Annotated in this window: 18 protein-coding genes and 1 pseudogene; 8 read left to right on the top strand and 11 right to left on the bottom strand. The window is 72.4% G+C overall.

The window, feature by feature from the left end:
* Positions 1-39 precede the first annotated feature (39 nt).
* Positions 40-531: a GNAT family N-acetyltransferase gene (locus ACZ5OX_RS24650; protein ID WP_465632988.1), complete on the top strand. Its 492-nt coding sequence runs from the start codon at positions 40-42 to the stop codon at positions 529-531.
* Positions 532-654: 123 nt separating this feature from the next.
* Here the strand turns inward: ACZ5OX_RS24650 and ACZ5OX_RS24645 are convergent.
* Positions 655-1418 (bottom strand): annotated as a pseudogene (locus tag ACZ5OX_RS24645) (SDR family NAD(P)-dependent oxidoreductase).
* Between the two features lie 154 nt (positions 1419-1572).
* On the opposite strand from ACZ5OX_RS24645, the gene ACZ5OX_RS24640 reads away from it, so the two are divergent.
* Both ACZ5OX_RS24640 and ACZ5OX_RS24635 read left to right on the top strand, forming a co-directional pair.
* On the top strand, positions 1573-2217 hold the full coding sequence (locus ACZ5OX_RS24640) for a TetR family transcriptional regulator (protein ID WP_465632986.1): 645 nt from the start codon (positions 1573-1575) through the stop codon (positions 2215-2217).
* Positions 2218-2497: 280 nt separating this feature from the next.
* Positions 2498-3640: an alpha/beta hydrolase gene (locus ACZ5OX_RS24635; protein WP_465632984.1), complete on the top strand. Its 1143-nt coding sequence runs from the start codon at positions 2498-2500 to the stop codon at positions 3638-3640.
* A gap of 188 nt (positions 3641-3828) precedes the next feature.
* On the opposite strand, the gene ACZ5OX_RS24630 is transcribed toward ACZ5OX_RS24635, so the two are convergent.
* A complete protein-coding gene (locus ACZ5OX_RS24630; protein WP_224275159.1) occupies positions 3829-4158 on the bottom strand; it encodes a MoaF-related domain-containing protein in 330 nt (109 codons plus the stop codon).
* A gap of 210 nt (positions 4159-4368) precedes the next feature.
* On the opposite strand from ACZ5OX_RS24630, the gene ACZ5OX_RS24625 reads away from it, so the two are divergent.
* Positions 4369-5682, top strand: coding sequence for an esterase/lipase family protein (locus ACZ5OX_RS24625; RefSeq protein WP_465632983.1), 1314 nt, complete (start codon positions 4369-4371; stop codon positions 5680-5682).
* A gap of 133 nt (positions 5683-5815) precedes the next feature.
* Here ACZ5OX_RS24625 and ACZ5OX_RS24620 read toward each other — a convergent pair whose 3' ends face one another.
* Positions 5816-6748 carry a hypothetical protein gene (locus ACZ5OX_RS24620; RefSeq protein ID WP_465632981.1) on the bottom strand — a complete coding sequence of 311 codons (933 nt, stop codon included), beginning with the start codon at positions 6746-6748 and terminating at the stop codon, positions 5816-5818.
* 173 nt (positions 6749-6921) lie between these two features.
* Positions 6922-7722 carry an IclR family transcriptional regulator gene (locus ACZ5OX_RS24615; RefSeq protein WP_465632980.1) on the bottom strand — a complete coding sequence of 267 codons (801 nt, stop codon included), beginning with the start codon at positions 7720-7722 and terminating at the stop codon, positions 6922-6924.
* A 214-nt stretch (positions 7723-7936) separates the two neighbouring features.
* On the opposite strand from ACZ5OX_RS24615, the gene aceB reads away from it, so the two are divergent.
* A complete protein-coding gene (gene aceB, locus ACZ5OX_RS24610; protein WP_465632979.1) occupies positions 7937-9583 on the top strand; it encodes a malate synthase A in 1647 nt (548 codons plus the stop codon).
* Positions 9584-9663: 80 nt separating this feature from the next.
* Complete coding sequence (locus ACZ5OX_RS24605; protein ID WP_449788847.1) at positions 9664-10050, top strand: allophanate hydrolase-related protein; 387 nt, start codon at positions 9664-9666, stop codon at positions 10048-10050.
* A 172-nt stretch (positions 10051-10222) separates the two neighbouring features.
* On the opposite strand, the gene ACZ5OX_RS24600 is transcribed toward ACZ5OX_RS24605, so the two are convergent.
* The 7 genes from ACZ5OX_RS24600 to ACZ5OX_RS24570 form a co-directional block, all read right to left on the bottom strand.
* A complete protein-coding gene (locus ACZ5OX_RS24600; RefSeq protein ID WP_465632977.1) occupies positions 10223-11608 on the bottom strand; it encodes an 8-oxoguanine deaminase in 1386 nt (461 codons plus the stop codon).
* Positions 11609-11673: 65 nt separating this feature from the next.
* Positions 11674-13191, bottom strand: coding sequence for a nucleobase:cation symporter-2 family protein (locus ACZ5OX_RS24595; protein WP_465632975.1), 1518 nt, complete (start codon positions 13189-13191; stop codon positions 11674-11676).
* Between the two features lie 403 nt (positions 13192-13594).
* On the bottom strand, positions 13595-14548 hold the full coding sequence (gene pucL, locus ACZ5OX_RS24590) for a factor-independent urate hydroxylase (protein ID WP_465632973.1): 954 nt from the start codon (positions 14546-14548) through the stop codon (positions 13595-13597).
* 32 nt (positions 14549-14580) lie between these two features.
* Positions 14581-14916, bottom strand: coding sequence for a hydroxyisourate hydrolase (gene uraH / locus ACZ5OX_RS24585; protein ID WP_465632971.1), 336 nt, complete (start codon positions 14914-14916; stop codon positions 14581-14583).
* 126 nt (positions 14917-15042) lie between these two features.
* Complete coding sequence (uraD, locus tag ACZ5OX_RS24580) at positions 15043-15546, bottom strand: 2-oxo-4-hydroxy-4-carboxy-5-ureidoimidazoline decarboxylase (RefSeq protein WP_465632969.1); 504 nt, start codon at positions 15544-15546, stop codon at positions 15043-15045.
* Between the two features lie 245 nt (positions 15547-15791).
* Positions 15792-16172, bottom strand: coding sequence for a helix-turn-helix domain-containing protein (locus ACZ5OX_RS24575; RefSeq protein ID WP_465632967.1), 381 nt, complete (start codon positions 16170-16172; stop codon positions 15792-15794).
* Positions 16169-16414, bottom strand: a complete 246-nt coding sequence (locus ACZ5OX_RS24570; RefSeq protein ID WP_465633128.1) for a thiamine-binding protein — start codon at positions 16412-16414, stop codon at positions 16169-16171. Before ACZ5OX_RS24570 ends, ACZ5OX_RS24575 begins: the two co-directional genes overlap by 4 nt.
* A gap of 253 nt (positions 16415-16667) precedes the next feature.
* On the opposite strand from ACZ5OX_RS24570, the gene ACZ5OX_RS24565 reads away from it, so the two are divergent.
* Together ACZ5OX_RS24565 and ACZ5OX_RS24560 are read left to right on the top strand one after the other, a co-directional pair.
* Positions 16668-17507 (top strand): TIM barrel protein, encoded by an 840-nt coding sequence (locus tag ACZ5OX_RS24565; protein WP_465632966.1) that lies wholly within the window; start codon positions 16668-16670, stop codon positions 17505-17507.
* Between the two features lie 230 nt (positions 17508-17737).
* Positions 17738-18625, top strand: coding sequence for a 2-hydroxy-3-oxopropionate reductase (locus tag ACZ5OX_RS24560; RefSeq protein WP_465632964.1), 888 nt, complete (start codon positions 17738-17740; stop codon positions 18623-18625).
* Positions 18626-18951 lie beyond the last annotated feature (326 nt).

The following is an 18951-nucleotide window of genomic DNA, read 5'->3' as shown; positions in this document are numbered from 1 at the left end:
GCTGACAGCCGTCGGGTGCGCCCTCTACGGTGCCCGCACATGGTGACGCTGACGCTCAGGACCCTGACGACCGCCGACTGGCCGCTCTGGCGGGACCTCCGCCTCGCCGCCCTCACCGACGCGCCGGACGCCTTCAAGGCGGGCCTCGCCGACTGGCACCGGGGCGGCGAGGACCGCTGGCGTGACCGGCTCCGCGTCCCGGGCGCCCACCACGTCGCGGCGCTCCTGGACAGCGATCCGGTCGGTCTGGTCGGCGGCCTCCCCGGATCGCCGGACGGCGTACGGGAGTTGCGCTCGCTCTGGGTGGCTCCGCGGGCGCGCGGCCGGGGTGTCGCCGACCGGCTCGTCGAGGAGGTCGAGCGCTGGGCCCGGGACAGCGGCGGCACCACGCTGCGCCTCGCCTTCCTCCCCGGCAACGAAGCCGCGCTCGCCCTCTACCGCCGCCACGGTTTCGCCCGGCTCGCGGAGCGCGGTGACCTGCTCGCCGACGGGGTCACCCGGGAAGTGCTCCTGGCGAAGCCCCTGCGGTGACGGCGGCCGCCGCCGCGGAGGCGGCGTGGGGGAAGGCGAAGGCGGGGCCTGTGCCGTACGGGGGACGGCACAGGCCCCGCCTTCCATCGGACCGACGGGTCGACCGACGGGTCGACCGACCGGTCACATGTGGGTGCCGCCGTCGATGCGGAGCTCGGTGCCGTGACGAAGGCGCCGTCGTCGGAGGCGAGCATGGCGATCACGCCGGCCACCGTCTCCGGGCCGGCGAAGCCCTGGCCGAGGGCGGGGGAGAGCTTGGCCAGCAGACTGAGGTCGGCGTCGGCGGGCAGGCCCGGGTTGTGGGTCATGCCGCTGTCGATGCTGCCCGGTGCGACGCAGACCGCGCGCAGGCCCTGCTTCGAGTACTCCGAGGCGATGGCGTGGGTGAAGGACTGGATGCCGCCCTTGGTCGCGGCGTACGCGGCCATGTAGGGGTGGGCGAAGCTCGCGGAGGTGGAGCTGAAGTTGACCACCACGCCCTTGCCGCCGGCGAGCAGCGCGGGCAGCGCCTCACGGGTCATCAGGAAGGTGCCGGTCAGGTTCACCGCGAGGAGCTGGTTCCAGAACTCCAGGCTGGTCTCGTGGGTGTGCGCGGAGCGGAGGATGCCGGCCGCGTTGACCAGCACGTCCAGACCGCCCAGGCCGGAGATCGCCTCGGCGACGCCCGCGACGACGGCCGCCTCGTCCGAGATGTCCAGCACCTGGATGGTCAGGCGGTCCGCAGTGCCCTCGGCGGTGGCGCGGTCCAGGGTCTTCTTCAGGCCGTCCTCGTTGACGTCGACGGCGACGACGTTCCCGCCCTCGGCGAGGATCCGGTGCGCGGTGGCCTGGCCGATGCCCGAGCCGCCGCCGGTGATCAGGACGTTCCGTCCGTTGAAGCGCTCCATGGTGGTCTCCGTTCGTTCGCGGTCTCTCGATCCCGATCGACACGGTACGCCTGACTGGCACGTCGTGCCAAAAAGTCCATTCATGCCGATACGGCGCGGGGCGCCACAAAGTCGCGGCGTGTCTCCTTGGCATTCGCCCGCGTAGGCTGGCCCCGTGACCGGACGCCCGACCCTGACCCAGCGCCGCCGTGAGGCCACTCGGCTGGAGATCGCCCGCGCCGCCGCCGCGCTCTTCGCCGAGCGGGGAGCGGAGGCGACCACCGCGGAGGAGATCGCCGTCGCCGCGGGCATCTCGCTGCGCACCTTCTACCGGTACTTCTCCGTCAAGGAGGACGCCGTCGCCCCGCTGCTCGCGGCGGGCGGGCAGGAGTGGGTGGAGCTGTTCGCGGCGAGCCCCGCGGACCTGCCGCTGCGGGAGGCGCTGGAGCGCGCGGCGGTCGCCTCGCTGACCCCGGCCGACGAGGCGCGGGTCGAGATGATGCAGTGGGCCCGCGGCCTGCTGCGCGACCCGAAGCTGAGCGCCACCTGGCAGCGCGTCCACGCCGACTCGGAGGAGCGGCTGCGCGTCGCCCTCACCGAGCGCTGCCCGGACGGCACCGACCCGCTGGAGATCCGGCTGGCAGCCGCCGCCGCGACGGCGGCGATCCGGGTGGCCCTGGAGCAGTGGGCCTCCTCCGGCGCGGCCCTCGCCGGCCCCGGCTCCCCGCAGGACCTCGGTGCGCGCTGCATGCGCGAGCTCACGGCGGGGCTGCGGCTCTGGGAGCGGGTGGCGGACGGGGCGGGCAGGGTGGGCGGCTGAGCCCGCGGGTGACAGCGGCCCGGCGGTCGGTGGCTGACGACAGATGACAGATGGCAGGCGACAGATGTCGGCTGACAGAGTTCAGATGACAACTTTCGAAATCTGTTATCTGAAAGTTGTCATCTGTTCGTCCCTCTCCCCGTGACCTCCCAGCCGCGATCAGCTTCCTCCCAGCCGGCGTTAGGGTTGTTCCTCGCGCCCCGGCGGGGGAACCGGGGTGACCTCCTCGGATGTCCCCAGCGGAGGGGACTGGAGTTCGAGGCGTGGGAGCAAGCAGGACATGGGTCTGACAAGCCACAAGGTGCTGGCGTTGACCGCACTGATCGCGGTCGTGATGATGGTCGGCACGGTCTGGTTGTGGCCCAGGCTCGCGAAGAGGACCTGGCAGGCGGTACTCGGCCGGATCGGCGCCCTGCTCGCCACCCAGCTCGCGGTGCTCGCCGCGCTCGGCCTGGTCGCCAACAACTACTTCGCCTTCTACAGCAGTTGGGACGACCTGCTGGGCACCGGCGACACCGGCCCGGTGGTCATCCACAACAAGGCGGACGCCTCCGGCCGGCTGATGGTGGAGACGATGGGCCAGGCCTCGGTCAAGGGCGGCGGCGCGATGGGCCGCGAGCCCGCCCAGTCCGGCGAGATCCGCAAGATCCGGATCGACGGCGCGGTCAGCCGGCTGTCCACCGAGGGCTACGTCTACCTGCCCCCGCAGTACTTCCAGCCGCAGTACGCTCAGAAGCAGTTCCCGGCGGTGATCGTCAGCACCGGATTCCCAGGAATCGCCGAGAATCTGATCACCCGCTTCAACTACCCGGGCGCCGCGCTCAAGCTGCTGCAGGAAGGCCGGATGCAGCCGACCGTCATGGTCCTGGTGCGCCCCTCGCCCGCGATGCCGCAGGACACCGAGTGTGAGGACGTCCCGAACGGCCCGCAGTCCGACACCTACTTCACCAAGGACGTGCCCTCGGCGATCCAGGCCAGCTACCGGGTCTCCACCGACCCGCAGGCCTGGGCGTTCATGGGCAACTCGACCGGCGGCTACTGCGCGCTCAAGCTGGCCATGCGCCACCCGGACGTCTTCCCGACCGCCGTCGCCCTCTCCGCCTACTACGACGCCGCCGACGACCCGACCACGGGCGACCTCTTCGGCGGCAGCAAGCAGCGCCGCGACGAGGCCAACCTGTTCTGGCGGCTGAAGAACCTGCCGCAGCCGAAGGTGTCCGTGCTGCTGGCCGGCACCAAGAAGGGCGACGGCAACTACCGGCAGGAGACCGAGGCCTTCGTCGACGCGGTGCAGAGCCCGATGAAGGTCTCGTACAGCATGCTGGAGAACGGCGGCCACAACTTCGAGACCTGGAGCGCCCTGCTGCCCTCCTCGCTGGAGTGGCTGTCCCAGCACCTCAAGGTGCCGAACCAGGCGGCATGAACCCGGACGACCGAACCCCCGGAGCAGCGGCCCCGGGGGTTCGGTCGTTCAGTCGGACCGGTCCGTTCGGTCGGGCCGGGCCGTTCGTTCGGGCCGGGCCGTTCGTTCGGGCCGGGCCGTTCGGCCGGACCGGCTCGTACGGCTCGTTCCGCGGCCGTACGGCTCCGACAGCGCGGCGGTCCCGCCGCTCAGGCCACCCGCTCCAGCGTCCCGGTGTGCAGCTCGCCGACCCGGCCGCCCTCGCCCTCGAAGGTCCAGAAGGCGCGGACCGTCAGCTTGCCGAGGTCCATCACATGGCTGACGGTGATCCCGCTCTGCTCCGTCCAGCTGACGAAGTAGATCTCCGGCGCGACCTCGGCGACGTGCAGCCGCACGTCCTCCCACTGGCCCGCGGACTCGCCGAGGCCCTCCCAGCGCAGCCGCGTGCCGTCGGCCGAGTAGGTGTTGCGGAAGGCCGCGCCGTTGTCGGCCCGGAAGAGGTAGGTACGGCCGGCGAAGGCGGGCAGGGGCGCGGTCATGGTGGGGCGGGTCCTCGTCTCTGTCAGGTCGTGGCGAGCACCCGGTCGGGCTCGCCGCTCTTGTGCACGGCGGATGATGTCCGACGTCCAATTTATCCGACCGGGCGCAGTCGGTCAGGCACTCGCCACGGTACGGTCCGCCACCACGCGGTCGCCCGGGTGTGCGACCGGCACATGGGCAGGGCCGCGCGCCGGTCCTACCGTCCGGCCATGAGACGTACCCCCACACGCCCCAGCCCGACCACGCGCCCCGGCAGGAGGCGCGTCCCCACCGCCCTCACCGCCGTGCTGCTGACCCTGGCCGCCGCCCTCCTCGGCACCCCCACCGCCGCCCAGGCGGGCACGGCCCAGGTCACGGCCACGGCCCCCCTCACCCTGGAAGCCACCTTCCCCACCCCCGGCAACGGCTGGGCCAAGGTCGAGCGCTACCTCGACACCACCCCCGGCTTCGGCGCCGAGCAGTTCCCCTCCGACGGCCGCGGCGACCAGGACGGAGCCCGCCGGACGTACTTCGGCACCGCCCGGCCCTCCTCCGCCCGCTTCCTGCTGTACTCCGCCGCCGGCTGGGACACCGGCAGCCAGGCCACCCCCGTCCTGCTGGTCCACGGCGCCAACGACAACGCCGACCGCGCCTGGGCGAACCCGGGGGAGAGCGGCACCTGCGGCGCCGCGAGCTGCCCGTCGACCGGGCTCGCCCAGTACCTCGCCGGCAACGGCCGCCGGGTCTTCGCGATCGGCTTCGCCCACAAGCACGGCGACAACCTGCTCCAGGCACAGGCCGTCGGCGACGCCGTCGCACTGATCCGGGCCCGGCTCGGGGTCCCCCAGGTCGACGTGGTGGCCTGGAGCAAGGGCGAGGTCGCCGCCCGGGCGTACGTGTCCTCGGTGAAGCCCTCCTGGGGGAGGGCGTACGCGGGCGACGTGCGCCGGCTGATCACCCTCGGCGGTCCGCACGGCGGGCTCGACTACGTGTACGCGCACGGCTGGGACTTCGACCTGGTCACCTGGCCGGCCTGCGGCGGCACCGCCAACGCGCCGTCCCCGCACCTCTACATGACCTGCTACGGCACGTACACCGCGCAGCCCTGCCTCGGAGTGCTGCCGAGCGGCGGCTACGACTGCTACCCGGGCCAGCGCCAGCTGCTCGCCCGCTGGGACGGCACCTACGGGGTGGACACCACCGCGCAGGACTGGTGGACCACCTACTACGGAGGCCAGGGCTTCTACACCTCCGGCCAGGGCATCCAGACGGCGATCGACGCGGGCTCGCTGATCGCCCCGCTCCGGCAGGCCGGCATTCCGGCCTCGGTACGCACCTACCTGCTGGCGGGCGGGTCCGCCGACATCCCGGGCGTGCTCAACGAGGGCCGCGGGCCGAGCGACGGCCTGGTCTTCACCGCGAGCGCGCTGGACACCACCGGCATCGCGACGGTCGGCGGTACCCGGCTGCTCACCGGCCTCAACCACCTGAAGCTCGCCTGGGCACCGGACGCCGCGAGCCAGGTCAACGCCTGGCTGAGCTGAGTCGGGAAAGCCGATCAACTCGACTGCCGCGCAGCGTCGTTGATCGCGACCGGTCCACCCCGCGCCGCAGCGGAACTCCCCGATCACCGTCACCCGGTCGACAGGGCCACCCCTGCCGACCGGGCCACGTGACTCAGGAACCGGCAGCCGTCTCGACCACCGTGATGTCGAACGGCTGCCGGTTGTTGCCCTCGTTCCGGTCGTCCGCGCTGCGCACCGTGACCGAGCCGCCGCTCAGCCTGCCCGCCGGCAACTCCCGGTCGAGCCGGACCGGGATGAGGGCGGTCGCGCTGCGCCCCTCCCGCAGCCCGGGCCCGAACACGCAGCGCACCACGCGGCCGCGGCCCGTCACCTGGCAGTCGGACGGGAAGAACGGGCCCTCGGGGCTGACCCCCTCCGGCAGGCTGACCAGGACCGTGAACGGGGAGGCGGTGGTCTCCGGGCCGCCGTTGCCGACGAAGGCGCGGACGGTCGTGGTGCCGCCGGGTGTCGCCGCGTCCGGGTCCGACCGGACCACCTCCAGGTCGGAGGCGGACGGCCGCGCGACGGCGGGCGCGGGCAGCGTGGAGGCCCCGGACGTTCCGGACCCGGCGTCGGACCCGGAACCCGCTCCTGGCTTCGCCCCCGGCGTCGCCGGCGCGGGCAGGGTGGAGGCCCCGGGAGTCGCCGGCGCGGGCAGGGTGGAGGCCCCGGGAGTCGCCGGCGCGGGCAGGGTGGAGGCCTCCGGCGCCACTGGCGCGGGCAGGGTGGAGGCCCCCGGCGTCACCGGTGCGGGCAGGGTGGACGGTGTACCCGTCGCGAGGACCTCCACCGCGGGCCGGGGCTCGGGCCGGCGCAGCGCCCAGGACGGGTCGCCGGCCAGCACCGTCACCGCGCACCCCGCCGCCACGGCCGCGACCAGCCCGGCCCCGCCGAACCCGCGGCCGCCTGCGGCGCGCCGCACGCTGCCATCCCGTGCGCCGTCACCCCGCGCGCCGTCACCCCGCACGTCCTCGCCTCGTACGTCGGCATCGCGTACCCCGCCGCCCGGTGCGGCCTCCCACGCGTCCCGGTGCTGCTGCTCCATCCCCGCTCACCCTGCCCTCGCGTCCCGGCCGCCCGCGCCGTTGCGGGCCGCGTCGGCACCAGGGTGGCGGAGCCGTCGCCGGAGCCCGGTGGCAACCCGCCCGCCGTCCGCTCGAACGGATGACGGGCGCGCCGTCCCGACCGGGTCGGCCGGCAACGGGGGTTGACGGGATGTCAGGGGGCGAGGACCTGCCCCAGCCGGGTCGCGATCTGGTGCATCACCGGCACCAGGGAGGCGGACCCGTCCTGCTCCTCCAGGGCGCGGATCCGGGCCTCCGGTCCGGAGACCGAGAGCGCGGTTGGCGTCGGCGCGCCCGGGACGGCGAGCGCGATGCAGCGGACGCCGATCTCCTGCTCCTGGTCGTCGACCACGTAGCCGTGGTCGCGGGCCTCGGCGAGCTGGCGCATCAGCTCCTGCGGGTCGGTGACCGTGTACTCGGTGTGCGCGGGCAGCGGGTTGGGGCCGAGGACGGCGCGGGCCTCGTCCTCGGGCAGCTGGGCGAGCAGCGCCTTGCCGACGCCGGTGCAGTGCGGCTGGACCCGTCGGCCGACCTCGGTGAACATCCGCATCGAGCGGCGCGACTGCACCTGCCCGACGTACACCACCTCACCGCCCTCCAGCACCGCCAGGTTGGCGGTCTCGCCGGTGGCCTCCATGAGTTCGGCCAGGTAGGGGCGGGCCCAGCTGCCGAGCAGGCGGCCGGCCGTCTCGCCGAGCCGGATCAACCGGGGGCCGAGGGTGTAGCGGCGTGCGGTGTCCTGGCGGACATAGCCCTGCTGGACGAGGGTACGAACCAGCCGGTGGATGGTCGGCATCGGGAGGCCGGAACTGATGGAGAGCTCGCTGAGGGTGGCCACGCCGCCGGAGTCGGCCAGCGCCTCCAGGAGCTGGAAGGCGCGTTCGACGGACTGCACGCCGCCGCCGCTCGCGCGGTCCGTGCCTGTCGTCGATGCTGGGTCGGGGGTCGCGGCCACCGGTGTTTCCTTCACTGTCGGGGAGGAGCGGATTCCCGGCGATCCATTCAACAAATCGTTGAAATTCTGTATCGCGGAAACTAGTCTCCACCTTACAGAATCGAACCCGCCGGCCGGCGGGTGCCGATCCGGGAAGTTCCCCGAGGAAGTTCCCCGCGGAAGTTCCTGCCGGAGCTCCCCCGCCAGACTCAACCGTCTTAGGAGTGTCCTGCTCATGGCTGCAGATCAGGGGTCCGTCGGTTCCTCCCCCGCCGCTCCGGTCGTCACCGTCGCCGGTCCTCGCGTCCACCGGTCGGAGGAGGTGCTCACCGCGGAGGCGACCGCCTTCGTCGCCGGACTCCACCGCGCCTTCGAGGGGCGCCGACAGGAACTACTGGCCAGGCGGAAGGCCCGCCGCGCCGAGATCGCCGCCGCCGGGACCCTGGACTTCCTCCCCGAGACCGCCGCGGTCCGGGCCGCGGACTGGAAGGTCGCCGAGGCACCCCGCGCGCTCCAGGACCGCCGGGTCGAGATCACCGGCCCGACCGACCGCAAGATGGTCGTCAACGCGCTCAACTCCGGGGCGCGGATCTGGCTCGCGGACTTCGAGGACGCCACCTCGCCGACCTGGGAGAACGTGATCGGCGGCCAGCTCAACCTGATCGACGCCTTCGAGGGCCGGATCGACTTCACCAGCGCCGCGGGCAAGGCCTACACCCTCAAGCCCGCCGCCGAACTCGCCACCGTCGTGGTCCGCCCGCGCGGCTGGCACCTGGACGAGAACCACCTGCTGGTCGACGGCACTCCGATGGCCGGCGCGTTCGTCGACTTCGGCCTCTACTTCTTCCACAACGCCGCCCGGCTGCAGGCCAAGGGCGTCGAGGACCCCAACTCCGGCCCGTACTTCTACCTGCCGAAGACCGAGAGCCACCTCGAGGCCCGGCTGTGGAACGACGTGTTCACCCACGCCCAGGCCGAACTCGGCATCCCGCACGGCACGATCCGGGCGACCGTCCTGATCGAGACCATCACCGCCGCGTTCGAGATGGACGAAATCCTCCACGAGCTGCGCGACCACGCGGCCGGCCTCAACGCCGGACGCTGGGACTACCTTTTCTCGATCGTCAAGAACTTCCGCGACGCCGGCGAGCACTACATCCTGCCCGACCGCAACAGCGTCACCATGGCCTCGCCGTTCATGGCCGCCTACACCCGGCTGCTGGTGCAGACCTGCCACCGGCGCGGCGCCCACGCGATCGGCGGCATGGCCGCGTTCATCCCGAGCCGCCGCGACCCGGAGGTCAACGCGGCCGCGCTGGAGAAGGTCAAGGCGGACAAGGACCGCGAGGCCGGCAACGGCTTCGACGGCTCCTGGGTCGCCCACCCCGACCTGGTGCCCGTCGCCCGGGCCTGCTTCGACGCGGTGCTCGGCGATCGGCCCCACCAGAAGGACAACCCCGGCCCGGCCGAACCGGTCACCGCCGCCCAGCTGCTCGACATCGCCGGCGGCAGCTGCACCCGCGCGGGGCTGCACAACGCCGTCCAGGTCGGCATCCGCTACATCGAGGCCTGGCTGCGCGGACTCGGGGCCGTCGGCATCTTCAACATGATGGAGGACGCCGCCACCGCCGAGATCTCCCGCTCGCAGATCTGGCAGTGGATCCACAACGGGGTCGTGCTGTCCGACACCGGCGAGAAGACCACCGTCGAACTGGTCCGCGCCCTGGTCGCGACCGAGCTCGCCGAACTCCGCGCCGAACTGGGGGAGGAGACCTACGGCGCCGGCCGCTGGCGCGAGGCCGCCCGGCTCTTCGAACAGGTCGCCCTGGCCGAGGAGTTCGTGGACTTCCTGACCCTCCCCGCGCTTCCCCTGCTGGGCTGAGCCCCCGGCCGGCCCAAGCCCCGTTCCGTTTCGCCCGTACGGAACGGCCTCTCTCGTTTTCCCGTACAGGAGTCGAACCCATGGCACGCATCTTCTTCAACGGCCAGGCGATGGTCGGCGGCCCCTTCCACGCGAAGGTCGCCGACGCGCTGGTCGGGCCGGCCCGGACCGCGCCCGGCTACCGCTTCTTCTCCATCGACGACGTGTGCCCCGGCCTCCTGCGCGACCCCGCCGTCGACACCGCGATCGAGGGCGAGCTGTACGACATCAGCCTGGAACACCTGCGGGACGCCATCCTCCCCGGCGAGCCGCGCGAACTGGAGCTGGGTGTGATCGAACTGGAGGACGGCTCCGCGTGCCTGTCCATGCTGCTCGCCCGGGGCGAGGTGGAGCGCGGCGTCCACCGCGAGATCACCCATCACGGCGGCTGGCGCGCCTATCTGGCCACGCTGGGGCGAACGGCCTGACGGCTGACAGTCGACAGCTGACGGATGACAGCTGACAACTTTCGTCATCTGTTATCTGTCATCCGTCATCGGTCGGCCGTCGGCTGTTCGCCGTCATCCGTCGACCGTCCGTCGCCAGGTCGTCCCCAGCCCGCTGCGCCGGTAGAGGACGCTGCGCCGCCCGATGCGGGCGTCAGACCGGACGGGCCGCCAGCTCGCGGGCGGCCCGCGCGCAGTCGCGTGCGATCCGGTCCTCGTCGACGGTGGTCAGCTGCCCCTTCTCGACCACCGCGTTGCCGTTGACGAACAGCACCGACAGCGGCGGCAGCGCGCCGAAGGTGAGCGCGGCGACCGGATCGGCGATGGACGAGTGCATGATCCCGTCGATCTTCCACAGCGCCAGGTCGGCCAGCTTGCCGGCCTCGACCGAGCCGATCTCGTCCTGCCGCCCGAGCACCCGGGCGCCGCCCATGGTGCCCAGGCGCAGCGCCTGCCGCCCGGTGAGCGCGGTGGGGGAGCCGTGCAGCCGGTTGATCAGTAGCGCGTTGCGCAGCTCGGTGCCCAGTTCGCCGGACTCGTTGGAGGCGGCGCCGTCCACCCCGAGCCCGACCGGGACGCCGGCCCGGAGCATGTCGGGCACCCGGGCGATGCCGGCCGCCAGGCGGGCGTTGGAGGACGGGCAGTGGGCGACGCCGGTGCCGGTCTGGGCGAACTTGGCGATGTCGGAGTCGTTCATGTGCACGCAGTGCGCCATCCAGACGTCCTCGCCGAGCCAGCCCACCGACTCGAAGTAGTCGGTCGGCCCCATGCCGAACAGCTCCCTGCAGAACTGTTCCTCCTCGGCCGTCTCCGAGCCGTGGGTGTGCAGTCGGACGCCCTTGCGGCGGGCGAGTTCGGCGGACCGGCGGAGCAGCTCGGTGGAGACGGAGAAGGGCGAGCACGGCGCCATCGCGATGTGCAGCATCGAGCCGAAGGAGGAGTCGTGGTACCGGTCCACGGCGGCCTCGGACGCGGCCAGGATGTCGTCCGGTTCCTCGACGGCGTGGTCCGGCGGCAGCCCGCCGTCCTTCCGGGAGCGGTCCATCGAGCCGCGCAGGGCGGTGAAGCGCAGGCCGAGTTCCCGGACGGCCTCGATGGAGGCGCCGAGGACGTCGCCGCCGTCCTTGGGGAAGACGTAGTGGTGGTCGGCGGCGGTGGTGCAGCCGGACTTGAGCAGCGCGGCGGCGGAGCCCTGGCTGGCCGCGTGCACGAGCTTCTCGTCGACCCTCGCCCAGGTCGGGTAGAGGGCGACCAGCCAGTCGAACAGGATGTGGTCCTGGGCCAGGCCGCGGGTGATCCACTGGTAGAAGTGGTGGTGGGTGTTGACCAGGCCTGGGGTGACGAGGTGGCCCTCGCCGTCGATCCGGCGCACCACGTCGTCCAGCCACGCGGGGGCGGGGCCGTCGCCCACCGCCTCGATGGTGTTGCCGAGAATGACGACGTGGCCGCGGGCGTACTCGGTGTCGTTCGCGTCCACGGTGGCGATCGCGGCGTTCTCGATCACGATCCGCTGGTCGCCGGGCGGGGGCTGGACTGCCATGTGTGACTCCTAGGGGAGGGCCGGAGGGGCGTACGCCGCACGGCGCACGCCCCTCCCCGGACCGGTCAGGACGGTCTCGCCGTCGGAACTGCCGGAGCCGTCGGAACTGCCGGAGCCGCCGGAACTGCCGGAGCCGCCGGAACCGGCGCGCCGGAGGCCGGGCCGGACCCGGCTCGGCGGGCGGCGCCAAAGTGGTGGAAGAGCAGGTTGAGCAGGACGGCCATCACGCAGCCGGCCGAGATCCCCGAGTGCAGCAGGGTCCGAGCGGCCTCCGGGAAGGAGTCGTAGAACGTCGGCGCGGCGATCGGGATGATGCCGACACCGAGCGAGACCGCCACCAGGACAGTGTGCGAGTTGGACTCCATGCCCGCCTCCGCGAGTGTGCGGATGCCGCTGGCCGCGACCGTGCCGAAGAGCACGATCCCGGCGCCGCCGAGGACGGGCTGCGGAACCAGCGAGACGACCGAGCCCAGCACGGGGAACAGCCCCAGCAGGACCAGGATGCCTCCGCCGGCCGCGACCACGAAGCGGCTGCGGATCCTCGTCAGCGCCACCAGCCCGATGTTCTGGGCGAAGGCGCTGGCGGCGAAGCCGTTGAAGACGGGACTGAGCGCGGTGGCCAGACCGTCCGCCCGCAGGCCGGCGGCGAGGGTGGGTTCGTCCGCCTCGCGATCGACGATCCGGCCGAGCGCGAGCATGTCGGCGGTGGACTCGGTCATCGAGACCACCATGACGATGCACATCGAGACGATCGCGGCGGCGTCGAACTGGGGCGCGCCGAAGTGGAACGGGGAGGGGAGCGCGAAGATCTTCGCGTTCTGGACCGAGCCGAAGTGGGCCAGCCCCAGCGGGAAGGCGATCAGGGTGCCGAGTGCCAGGCCGACGAGCAGTGACAGCTGCTGCCAGAAACCGCGCAGCAGCCGGTTGCAGAGCACCACCGCGACGAGGGTGATCGCGGCGAGTCCGACGGCCCGCATGGAGCCGTACCCGGGGGCGCCCGGTGAACCGCCGCGCGCCCAGTTGACCGCCACCGGGAGCAGGGACACCCCGATGAGGGTGATCACGGTGCCCTGGACGACCGGAGGGAAGAACCGGATGAGCCTGCAGAAGTACGGCGCCGCGAGGAAGCACAGGAGCCCCGCGACGATCACCGCTCCGAAGATCACCGGGAGGGCGTGCTTCGGTCCGTGCTCCTTCGCTATGGCGATCATGGGCGCGACCCCCGCGAAGGAGACGCCGTTCACGAACGGCAGTCGCGCGCCGACCCTCCAGACGCCGAGCGTCTGGAGGAGCGTGGCCAGTCCGGCGGTGAACAGGCTGGCCGAGATGAGCAGGGCGAGCTCGGCGGGGGAGAGCCCGACGCCGGCGCCGGCGATGAGCGGGGGTGCGACGACCCCCGTGTACATCGCGGCGACGTGCTGGAGTCCGGTGGAGAACAGCTTCACCGGCGGCAGCAACTCGTCCACGGGGTGGGTCCCGGCCCGGGGCGGCTTGCCGGGCAGGTGTGCCGCCGCGCCGTCCGGGCCGCGCGTTCTCGGTGGGGTGGAACCGCCGTCTGTACTGCTGGTGTTGCTGGGTGCCATGTCGAGCCCCTCTTGTGCCCGTGGCTCCCGGCGCGCCCGTGGCGCTGGAGTGCGGCCGGTACTGCTGTGACCGGGGGCGGGACGGCGGTGCGGGGTTCCCTCGGCCGGCCCCTCCAGTGCCCCGGGCCGGCCGCCGCGAGGCAGACACGAACTCCGGTGGGTGGGGTGGGGGTGGAGAAACAGCTGGTACGGGTGGAGCGTGCGGTGCTGCCCGGGGTGGAACGCGGGGTGCTGCTCGAGGCGGAACACGGGGTGGAACGACCGGTGGTGTGTGGAACGCGGGGTGCTGCTCGAGGCGGGCGGCGGGGTGGAACGACCGGTGGTGTTCGGAGCGGAACGACAAGTGGAACGCGAGGGCCGGCTGGCGCGGCGCTTCCGGGCGGCGTCCACCTGGTGGGGGAGGTCAGGTGACCGGGATGACCGGGACGACGCCCTCGCGGTGCACGGTGCCCTCGATCAGGCCGTACATGCGGTCCGCGGCGTAGTAGACCTCGTTCTCGTTCCTGAGGCCGAACGGCTCCAGGTCGACCAGGAAGTGGTGCTTGTTCGGCAGTTCGAGGCGGACCTCGTCCACCTCGGCGCGGTTGTCGAGGACCCGGGTGCCCATCGCGTGCAGGGTCTGCTGCAGCGAGTAGGAATAGGTATCGGCGAAGGCCTCCAGCAGGTGCCGCTTCACCTGGGCGTAGGAGCGGTTCCAGTCGGGCTGCGCCTCGCCGTCCCGCCCGCTGTGGCCGAACTTCCACCGGGCGGTCACCTGGGTGGCGAGGATGCGGTCGTACGCCTCCTCGAGGGTGGTGTAGTCGTCCTTGATGTAGCCCCAGAACTCCGAGTTGGTGGAGTTCATGACGACCAGGTCCTTCAGGCCCGAGATGACCCGGACGGCTTCCCCGTCGTAGACGATCTCGCTGGTACGGACCTCCTGGCCGCTGCGGACGAAGGAGTGGCCCACCTCCTTCTCCTCCACCACCTCCTTCTTCTTCTCCTCCTCCGAGCCGATGAAGTCGGCCGAGCCGTCCCGCGTCCGGATCCGCTCCCAGGCGTACTCCTCGATCCGGATCCGGGCGCCGTGCACGACGCCGCGCTCCGTGTCGTCGACGAAGTGGCGGGCCAGGAGGATGCCGAACGCCTCGGCCGACTCGATGCCGTACTCCTTGGCGAAGGCGTAGACGGTGTTCTTGATGGTGTCGGTGGGCAGGCAGTTGGCGTTGGACCCGGTGAGGTGGACGTCGTCGAACTCGCCGCGCAGCGAGACCGAGACGTTCAGGTCCTTGATCTCGTGCCGGGCGGAGTCGCGGTGGATCCGGACGATGCGGTTCTCCGCCTTGCCGTACTGGTTCTGACCGAGCACGTGGGCCATGACGTGGCTCCTAGGCTTTCCAGGTCGGCCCACTAGCTTCCGCGGTAGACCGAGTATCCGAACGGACTGAGCAGCAGCGGCACGTGGTAGTGGTGCTGGTCGGGCGCGACCGTGAAGACGATCGAGACCTCGGGGAAGAACGGAGGCTCGGAGGACTCGGGCGCGTGGTACGCGCCGGTGTCGAAGAGCAGCCGGACGACCGAGCCCGGCTCCACGGCCGGCAGGTCCCTGGCCCGGCCGTCGGAGTCCGTGGCGCAGGTGCCCAGCACCTGCCAGCCACTCTCGGTGTGCAGTGCGAGCTCGACCGGGACGCCTTCGGCCGGCCGGCCGAGGCTGGTGTCGAGAACGTGGGTGGAGATGCCGGTCATCGGTGAAGTGCCCTTACCTGTGGCGTAGATGGCGAAGCGTCAGTTGTGGTGTGAGGCGAGCGGATGTGAATCTGGACGCCCGGGGGGCGATGTCGCCACGGATGTGACGAATCGTCAGGACGGGTGTCAGGATGTGTCGAGCAGGCGGTTGAGCCGGATGTCGTTGATCTTGCGAAGCTCCTCGCGGACGATCTCCGCCTCGGTGGCCGCGTCGTTGGGGTGGCGCTCGCGCAGGGCGGCGAGCAGGCCGACCGCGGAGCGGCCGGTCGCGCAGATCAGGAACACGTGGCCGAACTTGGCCTCGTAGGCGGCGTTGGCCTCGTTCAACTCGTCGAGGACCGCCTGATCCACGCCCCGGATTCCGGCCTGTTCGCACTCGGAGGTGGCGTCGCCCGTCAGGGGCTCGCCGATCCGGGCATGGCCGGCCATCGCGTCGCGCAGGTCCTCGGCCGTCAGGGACGCCACGGCGGCCGCGTTGGCGGCGAGCAGGGCCTCGCGGTCGGACCAGGGCTTGTCCGCCGCGACCGCGGCGGCCCAGCGGGGGCTGGAGCAGACCTCCAGCAGGATCCCTTCCAGCTCCGCGGCATCGGCCGAGGCCAGGGCGTCAAGGGTGTGGGGGTGGTTGGTCACGAGTGGACCTCCTGGAGAGTGGTGCCACCCGGAAAAGCTAGATCGGGCCCACCCGGTCGTCAACACTTTGTTGAACGATTGGTGGCTGCGTTTCGAACGGGGCCGCGAAGTCGGGCCCTTTCGTGTGCGATTCGCCAAGTGTGCCCCGCCGCAAGCCGATCCAGTCCTGTCGTGGCGGCGGGGTCACCCGTTCGGAAGCCCCGCGGCGGGGTCCGGGCGCGCCCCGGAGGGCGCCGAACCGGGCGTCAGGACGACTTCGCGCCGTCCTGGCGGTTCAGGTAGTTGTACACGGTGAAGCGGCTGACACCCAGGGCCGAGGCAACGGTCTCCACGCCGTGGCGGACGGTGAACGCGCCGCGCTCCTCCAGCAGGGCGACGACCCGCTGCTTCTGCGACCGGTCGAGCTCGGCCAGCGGGCGGCCGTCGAACTGGCGGGTCATCTCGGTGAGCATCCGGTCCAGCGCGCTGCTCAGGTGCGGCAGCCGGACGGCCAGGGCGGGGGTGCCCTCCCACTCCAGGACCACGTCGTCGGGCTTCGCCTCGTCCAGCGGGACGGGCGTCGCGCCGACCGCGGCCAGCAGCGGCTTCACCGCTGCGGCGAGCGGGTGTTCCACGTTCTCGGTCACGGCGTACCGTCCTCCTCGCCCAGCACGCTGACCTGGACCGAGATCCGGGTCGCCCCGGCGTCCAGGGTCTCCTTGAGCAGCTTGGTCACCGCGGCCAGGACCTGCTCGGCCTCCCCCTCCGCGCCAGTGCCGAAGGGGCCGACGGACACGGCCAGGCCGGCCGCGTCGACGACCTCGCGAGCCGCCGCGGCGTGCTCCGGGAACGTCTCCAGTTCGAACGGTTCTGTCGTGAACTCCACCATCAATCGCACGGGGTCACTGTAGCGAGCGGGGGTGCGGACGGGGCAGGGGCTTGGGTGATCGAACGGTCCGGCCCCCGTGAGCGGCGACAGCCCCGCCCCGCGAACCCCGAGGCGGCTTCAACAAAATGTTGCAACTCCCTTGACGCTCGCTCGGTGGGCCGGAGATGCTGCCATCGTCTTCCATTGCACAGAATTCCTCTTCCGTATCGTGGAAATCGAGCCGAAGGGGAGAGGGCTGAGAGGGGAGTGCGACGTGACGGCGGCTGCCAAGCACGGCTTCACGGTCAACCTGTCGATCCTGTTCGGCGAACTGCCGCTCCTGGAACGGCCCGCCGCGGCCGCCGCGGCCGGATTCACCGCCGCCGAACTGTGGTGGCCCTTCGAGGCGGAGCCCGACCCCTCGCGGGCCGAACTGGACGCGCTGCGCAGGGCGTTCACCCACGCCGGCGTGCGGCTCACCGGCCTCAACCTGCTGGACGACCTGAGCGAGGGTGCCCGCGGGACCGTCTCGCTACCGTCCGAGCGGCACCGCTACCGCGCCAACCTCCCGGTCGCCGCGGAACTCGCCGCCTCGCTCGGCGCCACCGCGCTCAACGCGCTGTACGGCAACCGGGTCGAGGGCGTCGACCCGGCCGAGCAGGACGCGCTCGCGCTGGAGCACCTGGTGCTCGCCGCGCGGGCCGCGCACGGGGTCGGCGCCATCCTGCTGATCGAGGCCCTGAACGAGACCGAGTCGCCGGACTACCCGCTGGTCTCGGCCGCCGCCGCGGTCGAGGTGGTCGACAGGGTCAACGCCGCCACCGGCCTGGGGAACGCCAGGTTCCTCTGCGACCTGTACCACCTGGCCAGGAACGGCGAGGATCTGGCGGCGGTCATCGACACGTACGCCGACCGCATCGGCCACGTGCAGATCGCCGACACCCCGGGCCGCAACGAGCCCGGCACCGGCGAGCTGGACTTCGAGGACCTGTTCGCCCGGCTCACCGCCATGGGCTACACCGGCGTGATCGGCCTGGAGTACCGCCCCTCCACCGGGGTCAGCGCCGACAGCTTCGAGTGGCTGCCGCGCGAACTGCGCACCGCCGCCAGGTAGCGGAGCCGATGAGCGTCACCCCGCCGCGTGCCGCCGAGTCGCGGGCCACCGGGGAAGCGTCACCGAGTCGCGAGCCACCGGGGAAGCGTCGCCGGAGCCGCGAGTCGCCCGGGGAAGCGTCGCCGAGCCGCGAGCCACCCGGGGAAGCGTCGCCCGAGCCGCGAGCCACCCGGCGGAAGCGCCGCCGACCCACCCGACCCCCCGCCCGCACACACAAGGAGCTCGACGCGATGAGCCGCAGGATCGCCTTCATCGGCCTCGGCATCATGGGCGGCCCGATGGCCGCCAACCTGGTCAGGGCCGGCCACCACGTCACCGGCTTCAACCGCACCCGGCCCCCGATCGACGCCCTGGTCGCGGTCGGCGGCCACGGGGCCACCGGCATCGCGGACGCGGTGCGGGACGCCGAGGTCGTCATCACCATGGTCCCGGCCGACCCGCAGGTCGAGCAGGTCGTCCTGGGCGAGGGCGGCGTGCTGGAGAACGCCGGGCCCGGCACCCTGCTGATCGACATGTCCTCGATCACCCCGCAGACCTCGATCAAGGTCGGGGCCGCGGCCAGGGAGAAGGGCGTCCGCACCCTGGACGCTCCGGTCTCCGGTGGCGAGGCGGGCGCCGTCGAGGCCGTCCTGTCGATCATGGTCGGCGGGGCCGCCGAGGACTTCGCCGAGGCCGAGCCGCTGTTCGGCGCGCTGGGCACCACGGTCGTCCACGTCGGCCCGTCCGGCGCCGGCCAGACCGTCAAGGCCGCCAACCAGCTGATCGTCGCGGCCAACCTCCAGGTGCTCGCCGAGGCCGTGGTGTTCCTGGAGAACGCCGGCGTCGACCTCGCGTCCGCGCTGGACGTGCTCGGCGGCGGCCTGGCCGGCTCCACCGTGCTCGACCGCAAGAAGGCGAACCTGCTGAACCGCGAGTTCGCGCCCGGTTTCCGGATCGACCTGCACCACAAGGACATGGGCATCGTCACCGACGCCGCCCGCGCCGTGGGCGCCGCGCTGCCGGTCGGCGCCGTGGTGGCCCAACTGGTCGCCTCCGCCCGCGCCAACGGCGACGGCTCGCTCGACCACTCGGCGCTGCTGCGCGGCGTCGAGCGGCTCTCCGGCCGCGAGGTCGGCTGACCCCCCGGGGGCTCCCGAGCGGAGTGCCCGGCTCCGAACTCCTCCTGGCGGCGTGTACCCGTTCCGATGGTGCCGGCGCCGCCAGGAGGCCGCACTCGGCCGGCGAGCGGGCCGGGGCTCATCCGCCCGCCCGCCGGTCGAACCAGGCCGGCGACGCGTACGTCCCGCTGTGGGGGGCGCCTCGATCGAGCCCGGTACGCGTCGCCCTGCTTCGTCCCCGCCGAGGGAGGCCTCCCGTACTCCCGGCCACGCAGACCGAGGGGCTCGCACCCCGGGCCACCCGGGCCCATGCTGGACGCACACGCCCGTCGGGCGCACGTCTGCCG

The sequence above is a fragment of the Kitasatospora sp. NPDC032121 genome (genome assembly GCF_055580145.1).
The sequence above is the reverse complement of the archived record's forward strand: the minus strand, read 5'-3'. Positions and strand labels throughout refer to the sequence as shown.

Coding starts and splice junctions, on each gene's coding strand:
- ACZ5OX_RS24650 (WP_465632988.1), top strand. CDS start 40: ATGGTGACGCTGACGCTCAGGACCCTGACGACCGCCGACTGGCCGCTC.
- ACZ5OX_RS24635 (WP_465632984.1), top strand. CDS start 2,498: ATGGGTCTGACAAGCCACAAGGTGCTGGCGTTGACCGCACTGATCGCG.
- ACZ5OX_RS24630 (WP_224275159.1), bottom strand. CDS start 4,158: ATGACCGCGCCCCTGCCCGCCTTCGCCGGCCGTACCTACCTCTTCCGG.
- ACZ5OX_RS24625 (WP_465632983.1), top strand. CDS start 4,369: ATGAGACGTACCCCCACACGCCCCAGCCCGACCACGCGCCCCGGCAGG.
- ACZ5OX_RS24620 (WP_465632981.1), bottom strand. CDS start 6,748: ATGGAGCAGCAGCACCGGGACGCGTGGGAGGCCGCACCGGGCGGCGGG.
- aceB (WP_465632979.1), top strand. CDS start 7,937: ATGGCTGCAGATCAGGGGTCCGTCGGTTCCTCCCCCGCCGCTCCGGTC.
- ACZ5OX_RS24605 (WP_449788847.1), top strand. CDS start 9,664: ATGGCACGCATCTTCTTCAACGGCCAGGCGATGGTCGGCGGCCCCTTC.
- ACZ5OX_RS24600 (WP_465632977.1), bottom strand. CDS start 11,608: ATGGCAGTCCAGCCCCCGCCCGGCGACCAGCGGATCGTGATCGAGAAC.
- ACZ5OX_RS24595 (WP_465632975.1), bottom strand. CDS start 13,191: ATGGCACCCAGCAACACCAGCAGTACAGACGGCGGTTCCACCCCACCG.
- pucL (WP_465632973.1), bottom strand. CDS start 14,548: ATGGCCCACGTGCTCGGTCAGAACCAGTACGGCAAGGCGGAGAACCGC.
- uraH (WP_465632971.1), bottom strand. CDS start 14,916: ATGACCGGCATCTCCACCCACGTTCTCGACACCAGCCTCGGCCGGCCG.
- ACZ5OX_RS24570 (WP_465633128.1), bottom strand. CDS start 16,414: ATGGTGGAGTTCACGACAGAACCGTTCGAACTGGAGACGTTCCCGGAG.
- ACZ5OX_RS24560 (WP_465632964.1), top strand. CDS start 17,738: ATGAGCCGCAGGATCGCCTTCATCGGCCTCGGCATCATGGGCGGCCCG.